The sequence below is a fragment of the Acinetobacter sp. UBA2063 genome, from assembly GCF_002333245.1.
Classification (GTDB): domain Bacteria; phylum Pseudomonadota; class Gammaproteobacteria; order Pseudomonadales; family Moraxellaceae; genus Acinetobacter; species Acinetobacter parvus.
Genome location: NZ_DDAH01000109.1, coordinates 1 through 7,223, shown reverse-complemented (window position 1 = coordinate 7,223; position 7,223 = coordinate 1). Strand labels below are relative to the sequence as shown.

Annotated in this window: 6 protein-coding genes; 5 read left to right on the top strand and 1 reads right to left on the bottom strand. The window is 42.9% G+C overall.

All coding sequences use genetic code 11. From position 1 onward, the window contains the following. From B4H32_RS04855 to B4H32_RS04835, 5 genes are all read left to right on the top strand, one after another. On the top strand, positions 1-1,286 hold a 1,286-nt coding region (locus B4H32_RS04855), incomplete at its 5' end, for an NAD(P)/FAD-dependent oxidoreductase (protein WP_414630948.1). A 125-nt stretch (positions 1,287-1,411) separates the two neighbouring features. Beyond that, positions 1,412-1,894 (top strand): FKBP-type peptidyl-prolyl cis-trans isomerase, encoded by a 483-nt coding sequence (locus B4H32_RS04850; RefSeq protein WP_004681386.1) that lies wholly within the window; start codon positions 1,412-1,414, stop codon positions 1,892-1,894. A 122-nt stretch (positions 1,895-2,016) separates the two neighbouring features. Then, positions 2,017-3,459: a cryptochrome/photolyase family protein gene (locus tag B4H32_RS04845; RefSeq protein WP_004681388.1), complete on the top strand. Its 1,443-nt coding sequence runs from the start codon at positions 2,017-2,019 to the stop codon at positions 3,457-3,459. 329 nt (positions 3,460-3,788) lie between these two features. Continuing rightward, positions 3,789-4,490, top strand: coding sequence for a VIT1/CCC1 transporter family protein (locus B4H32_RS04840; RefSeq protein ID WP_004681389.1), 702 nt, complete (start codon positions 3,789-3,791; stop codon positions 4,488-4,490). Positions 4,491-4,608: 118 nt separating this feature from the next. Continuing rightward, entirely contained in the window at positions 4,609-5,652 is a 1,044-nt protein-coding gene (locus B4H32_RS04835) for an NAD(P)H-dependent flavin oxidoreductase (RefSeq protein WP_286800456.1), read from the top strand. Positions 5,653-5,711: 59 nt separating this feature from the next. Here the strand turns inward: B4H32_RS04835 and B4H32_RS04830 are convergent. After that, the coding region (locus tag B4H32_RS04830; RefSeq protein ID WP_286800455.1) for a YadA family autotransporter adhesin at positions 5,712-7,223 on the bottom strand (1,512 nt) is incomplete at its 5' end.

Below are 7,223 nucleotides of genomic sequence, written 5' to 3'. Positions count from 1 at the left end.
CGAGTAACACCTTACATCATATCGTGATTGTAGGCGGTTGCGCAGGTGGTTTTGAACTTGCTACACAACTGGGGGAACGTTTTGGCAGGAAAAAGAAAGCCCGAATCACACTGGTTGACCAAAACCTGACCCATATCTGGAAGCCCCTGCTCCACAAAATTGCTGCTGGCTCCCTCAATCCCCACGAAGAACAGACTAACTACTTTGCCCACGCAGAAAAGCACCATTTTGAGTTCGTGCTTGGCACCCTGCTGGATGTCAACAAGGATCAAAAGCAGATTACCCTCTCTCCTCCCCAGCTTTCCAAAGAACACACTCCACTGATTCAAAAGTTAGGTTACGATACTCTGGTGATTGCGGTAGGTTCTGTCTCCAACGATTTTGGCATCGAGGGGGTACGTGAATATTGCCACTTCCTTGACAGTCGCCAACAGGCGGATATTTTCCAGCAGGATTTACTCCACCTCTACATTGAGGCACAAAACCATTCCAATGAACGTGCCCTGAACATCGGTATTGTTGGTGCGGGTGCCACAGGTGTGGAACTGGCGGCGGAACTGATCGAAACCACCAAAAACTTCTATCGTTATGGCTTAAAGAAAATTGATCCGAAGCAGGTCAAAATTACATTGATTGAAGCGTCTGACCGTATCCTGCCAGCATTGAATGAAAAAACCGCAGCACATAGTGCCAAGCAACTCAGAAAAATGGGCATCGAGATTCTGACTGAGCATAAGGTGCAAAAAGTCGATAAATCTAATGTCTATTTTAGCAATGGGAAAATCCTGCATTCTGATATTACCGTGTGGGCGGCAGGGGTAAAGGCACCCAAAGTTTTAGAATCATTTACAGATTTTAAACGTGACAAGATCAATCGGTTAATGGTTTACGCAACGCTTCAAACGCATTCTGATCCAAATGTATTTGCCTTTGGTGACTGCGCCAACTGTCAGCTGGATGCCCGTCAGCCACCGCTTGGCCCACGCGCACAGGTTGCCAGCCAGCAGGCAACTTTTCTGGTGGATGCGATGGCGGCCCGTTTATCAGGCTCACCACAACCCATGTTCACCTTTAACGACAAGGGATCGCTGGTTTCATTGAGCCGTAATCAGGCGGTGGGAGAATTGCTTGGCGATGTCAGCGTACAGGGATTTATTGCCAAAACCATGTATGTATCGCTATACCGACTGCATCAGGCCAATATTCATGGCTACACTCAGGCTGGGGCACTCACCGTCAAAGATTTTCTGACTCGCCGCGTACGTCCAAAAATTAAACTGTATTGAGTTGAAATTTTAAATTTCGCTCCTATTTATAACTAAATCGTTTCAAAAAGTGGAAAATAGTCAACAAAAACTATTTTTCACTTTATGATATACAGCTAAAACTATTGATGACATGGATTCAAAACATGACTGCTATTGCAAATAACCACGTGGTTTCATTCCACTACACTTTAACAAACGCTGAGGGTGAAACACTTGATCAATCTCAAGGTGAACCACTTGCATATTTGCACGGCGCGGGCAACATCATTCCTGGTTTAGAAAATGCGCTTACAGGCAAAACTGTAGGTGAAAAATTCACTGTAAATGTTCCAGCTGCTGAAGGTTATGGCGAATATAACCCAGACCTCGTACAAGAAGTTCCAGCTCAAATGTTCCAGGGCGTGGACAATATCCAAGCGGGTATGCAATTCCAAGCTCAAACTGATGATGGCGTTCAAATCGTAACTGTTAAAGCAGTTGAAGGCGACAACATCATCGTTGACGCAAACTTCCCACTTGCTGGCCAAGACCTGACTTTTGAAGTTGAAATCGTTGACATCCGTGATGCTTCTGAAGAAGAGCTTGATCATGGTCACGTTCATGGTGCAGGTGGTCACCAGCACTAATTCATTTTTAAATGAATTGTTTAAGGCAAAGCTTCGGCTTTGCTTTTTTATTGCCTGATACTTTTATAAAATAGAAAAATCGCTTAACTTTAATACGACTCTCTTCTCTTGATATTCTGTCTATGTCCCATTCTTATCAACTGATCTGGTTCCGTCAGGACCTTAGAATCCATGATCATACTGCACTTTGGCACGCAACGCAGGCTGGCCAGTGTATTGCGTTGGTGATTCTGTCACCTGAACAATGGCAACAACATGACGATGCCCCCATCAAGAACGAGTTTTATCTGCGTCAGCTACAACAATTAAAACAGCAGCTTAATACCCTTAATATCCCATTAACCATCCAGCATATTCCTCTATGGAAAGATGTAGGTAATTTTTTTACGGAACTTCTCCAGCGAATAAATATCGAAAATGTCTACGCCAATATTGAGCTGGGTGTAAATGAACTAAAGCGTGACCATGATGTACAGAAAGTATTAAACCAGCAGCAAAAAGAACTAATCCTGTTTCATGACCGTACACTGTTTCCTGTGCGTTCCATTCGCAACCAGTCCAACCTGCCCTATCAGGTTTTTGGGGCATTCAAGAAAACCTGTTATCAGCGTTTACAACATGGATTGCCCCAGTGTTATCCATTGCCTGACGCTCAGCAACCGATTGTAGAGGATTTTTCATTTTTTAACCAAGCCAACCTGCCCCCCCTGCAACAAGCCTATGCTTCAACGCTTGAGCAAAACATGATTGATCATTGGCCAGTTGGAGAGACATACGCCTTAGATTTATTAGATGAGTTTGTAAGGAAAAGGTTGAATCACTATAAACAAGCACGAGACTTCCCAGCACAAGTTGGCACCAGTCAACTTTCAGCCTACCTGAACATTGGTATTCTCTCCATCCGCCAGTGTATTCAGGCACTGTTTAGGCAACAGCATGGTGATTTTGTCATCCAGTCTGAAAGCCAGCAGGTGTGGCTGGATGAGCTGTTATGGCGTGAGTTTTATCAGCATATCCTGTTTGATTTTCCGCAGGTTTCCAAACATCTTCCCTTTAAATCCTCAACACAGAATATCCCGTGGCGTGATGACCCAATTGCGCTGGAACAGTGGCAACAGGGAAAAACGGGTATTCCAATTGTGGATTCAGGTATGCGTCAGTTACTGGCAACAGGCTGGATGCATAATCGTTTGCGGATGATCTGCGCCATGTTTTTAAGCAAAAACTTGCTCATCGACTGGCGCAAAGGTGAGCAATGGTTTATGCAGCATTTGATTGATGGCGACGTGGCGGCAAACAATGGTGGCTGGCAATGGTGCGCCTCGACAGGGACTGATGCTGTTCCCTATTTTCGGGTATTTAACCCAATCAGCCAATCATTAAAATTTGACCCGAACGGCGACTACATTCGTCAATGGGTGCCTGAACTCACTGATCTGGATGCAAAAATCATACATGAACCTTATGCCAATACCAAAATTCAGAATCTGGACTACCCTATGCCAATCGTAGAATTAAAGTCCAGCCGCACACGGGCAATTGAGACGTTTAAGACATATTTATAGCCATTTTATAGTCATTTAATGGCTACTGCGGAGATAAACCTGTTACATTTGTCAAGACATCTGTTTAGACAGACCAAGCTGTATGTTATTGTTTACACAATTAAATTATAAATTAAGGGTATAGACTAACATATCTATTCTGCTAGTCTAAAGCCTAAATAAAAATGTTAAACTATTCACATATTATAACGAAGTCCCCCGTTATCTTATCGTTAAAATAAGTTATTTTATAGCGAATTAAGTTGATGAATCATTGATAGAATTTTCATAAAAATGATTTTCCATAATAAAGCTGGGACTTGTTTCATTATTTTTATAAGAGCCGAATTATGTCTTTTTCTCATCATGCAGAACCTCATGTCATGCAACGCTCAGGCTGGTTACGTGCCGCCGTGCTTGGTGCAAATGATGGCATCATCTCCGTGACCAGTTTGATTATGGGTATGGCTGCCAGTGGTACCAGTTCACATACATTGTTAATTACCTGTATTGCAGGGCTGATCTCTGGGGCAACCTCAATGGCTGCTGGAGAATATATTTCCGTTAAGTCACAGGAGGATATTGAAAAGTCAGACCTGCGTTTTGAAGCCAGAGAGCTTGAAAAGAATCCCCATGCGGAACTTGGTGAACTCACTCAGATTTATATTTCACGTGGTTTAAACCCTGAACTGGCGCATGAAGTTGCCAAACAGTTGACTGAACATGATGCGCTGGGTGCACATGCCCGAGATGAAATTGGCATCCATGAAAATACTGCTGCCAATCCAGTTCAGGCAGCACTTTCTTCTGCCGCCTCCTTTTCATGCGGTGCGGCTCTTCCCATGCTGGCCATCCTACTCAGTCCAGATGCTTTTATTTCACATGCCGTTTTGGTGACAGGCATTATTTCATTAGGAATTTTAGGCGCGCTTTCCAGCTATTTTGCACATACCTCAATACTCAAAGGCAGTCTGCGTATTATGTTATGGGGCATTTTAGCGATGGCTTTCTCAAGCTGGGTCGGTTCTCTATTTAATGTCACAACCATTTAAAACCATTATTTTTTACGGAATAAATATTGTGTATATTCCATAATTAAATACTGGTTATTATTTGCAAGGTTTTTTGTTTTTGCGTTATGGTGACTAAAAGCAAAGTGAGCATATAATGATGTCAATCCTAGAATTACTAGAAATAAAACACCCTATTTTTCTTGCACCTATGGCAGGTGTATCAACGCCTGAACTGGCCGCTGAAGTTTCTAACCAAGGCGCGTTTGGTTCTTTGGGACTGGGGGCAAATACACCAGAAACAGCGAAAGCTGAGATTTTAAAAACACAGACACTTACAGACAAACCCTTTCAGGTCAATTTCTTTTGTCATCAACCTGAACGACTTGACCAGCAAAAAGCCCAACAATGGATTGAATATATACGACCTCAGTTTGCCAAGTTTGGTGCTGAGCCACCGTCCGAATTACGCTGTATTTATCCAAGCTTTTTAGATAATGATGATTTCCTGAATGTTGTACTTGAAACTCGCCCCAAAGCTGTGAGTTTTCATTTTGGTATTCCACACCCTCGCCAGATTCAGGCACTCAAAGATGCGGGTATTGTCACTCTGGTTTCTGCCACCAACCTGATTGAGGCACAGCAGATTGAAGCGGCAGGAATCGACATTATTATTGCTCAAGGGATTGAAGCTGGAGGACATCGGGGTATTTTCAATCAAACTTTTGATGCTGCCATTAAAACCAGTGATCTCGTACAACTCATTTCAACACATTGTAAATTACCTGTCGTAGCTGCTGGCGGTATTATGAATGGTGATCAAGCAAAATCGATGTTGAAATTAGGTGCTGCTGCTGTTCAATTGGGTACAGCATTTGTGCAATGTAAAAGTTCGAGTGCGAACGCATCCTATCGAAAAGCTTTATTCAGTCAATCTATTACACAAATCAGTTCAAGCTTATCAGGTCGTCCAGCCCGTGGACTGCTGGGCACATGGCACACCCAGATTGATGCACCCAACCGCCCAGCATTACCTGAGTATCCATATACCTATGACTTAACCAAGCAATTGATCAGTGTTGCCAGTCAGCACAATGATCCTGGTTATGGTGCATTTTGGGCTGGCATGAATGTGGGGCAGATTCGGGAACTGGAAGCAGCCGACCTGATTAATCAACTGGTTTTAGAAATAAAAACCCTTTAAAACGTTTTAATTAAAAAACCCGTTCAATTGAACGGGTTTTCCACTTTATGCTTTAAATTTTACCAACCAAAACCAACGCCTACACCACCCGAACTTTCTTCCTTGGTAAATGCGCCACCAATGGTGAGTGAGGTATTATCATTAATAATCCGTTGATAGCCAATTGACACCGCCTGTTCCTGTCCCTGAAAGCCAGCACCCACACCGACACGATTTTGTCCTTTGACACTGGCAGCACTACTTGACATATTCATCATCGCAGCAGTCATGGCACCTTGGCGGTTAAAACGTTCATCCACTTTATGGAAGCGCTGTTCTGTTTCCATACGATAATCATTAAACGCGCTGTTTAAGGCATTTACACGCTCATTGGTATAGTTATTGGTCGATTTTTCTGCTGCTTTTAGCTGTTGATAGTTGACTGCATCGGTATCTTCAACGGCATTCGCCACATGGATGATTTGGCGTTCTTTGCCTTTTGCTCCAACTGATACCGTATTGTCACGATCCGATGCAGAATCATTACCCAATACCACTGCATTTTTGGCTTGAGTATCGACATTATTGCCCAGCACAAAGGTATGATCACCCGTGACTTTATTGTCATTACCCACAACATAACTACCGTTTCCAGATACCGTGTTTGGATCACCAAAGGCACCAGAACCATTACCTGAAACCTGATTACCCACACCTACAGCAGTTGAGCGATGACCTGTCACTACGGTATTTGTTCCAATCGCAACCGAGTTTTCACCTGTTGCCGAAGCAGCTTGGGCATCAGTTACTCCATTCACCTGAACAAACTGGTTACTGGCTATAATTTGAGTTTGCACATCTGCAATTTTGCCATCGATATAGCTATTCGCACTGGAAAGTGCCGATGCCGTTTGCTGGTCAGTATAATCTTTTGCGCCACTTAAAGAAGATGCCGCTTTTTGATCTGCGTAGCTTTTTGCATCATTAAGTGCAGATGCAGTTTGTTGATCAGTATAGGCTTTGCCATCGGCAGCTTTCTGGTCAGCATAATTTTTCGCATTGTTTAGTGTCGATGCAGTTTGCTGATCTGTGTAGGCTTTACCATCAGCAGCTTTTTGGTCTGTATAGCTTTTCGCATCATTTAAGGTTGATGTGGTTTTCTGATCGGTATAACCTTTTGCATTATTTAATGCAGTGGTTGTTTGTTGATCTGCATAATTTTTTGCATCATTCAAATTAGATACAGCTTGCTGGTCTGTATGTGTTTTTAAATCTGATACAGAGGTTTTAATTGCACCTAATTGTTGATCAACTGCAATGAATGCATCACTCACTGTATTTTTAGCTTTTCCTTGGATTGTAAAAGTTGGATTTGTGAATACACCATTGTTCCATGCCGCACCACCACCTAATGCCTGAACCAACGCAGTATTAGTCGTATCAACACGTGTATTTAAGGTGGCCACTTCATTGCCAATTCGCGTATCTACACCATCAATACGAGTGTTAATGGTATTGGCACTATTGGTAATCGCTGTATTTAAAGTACCAACTTCAGTTGTCACCCGTCCATCTAATGCTGTAATACTGGT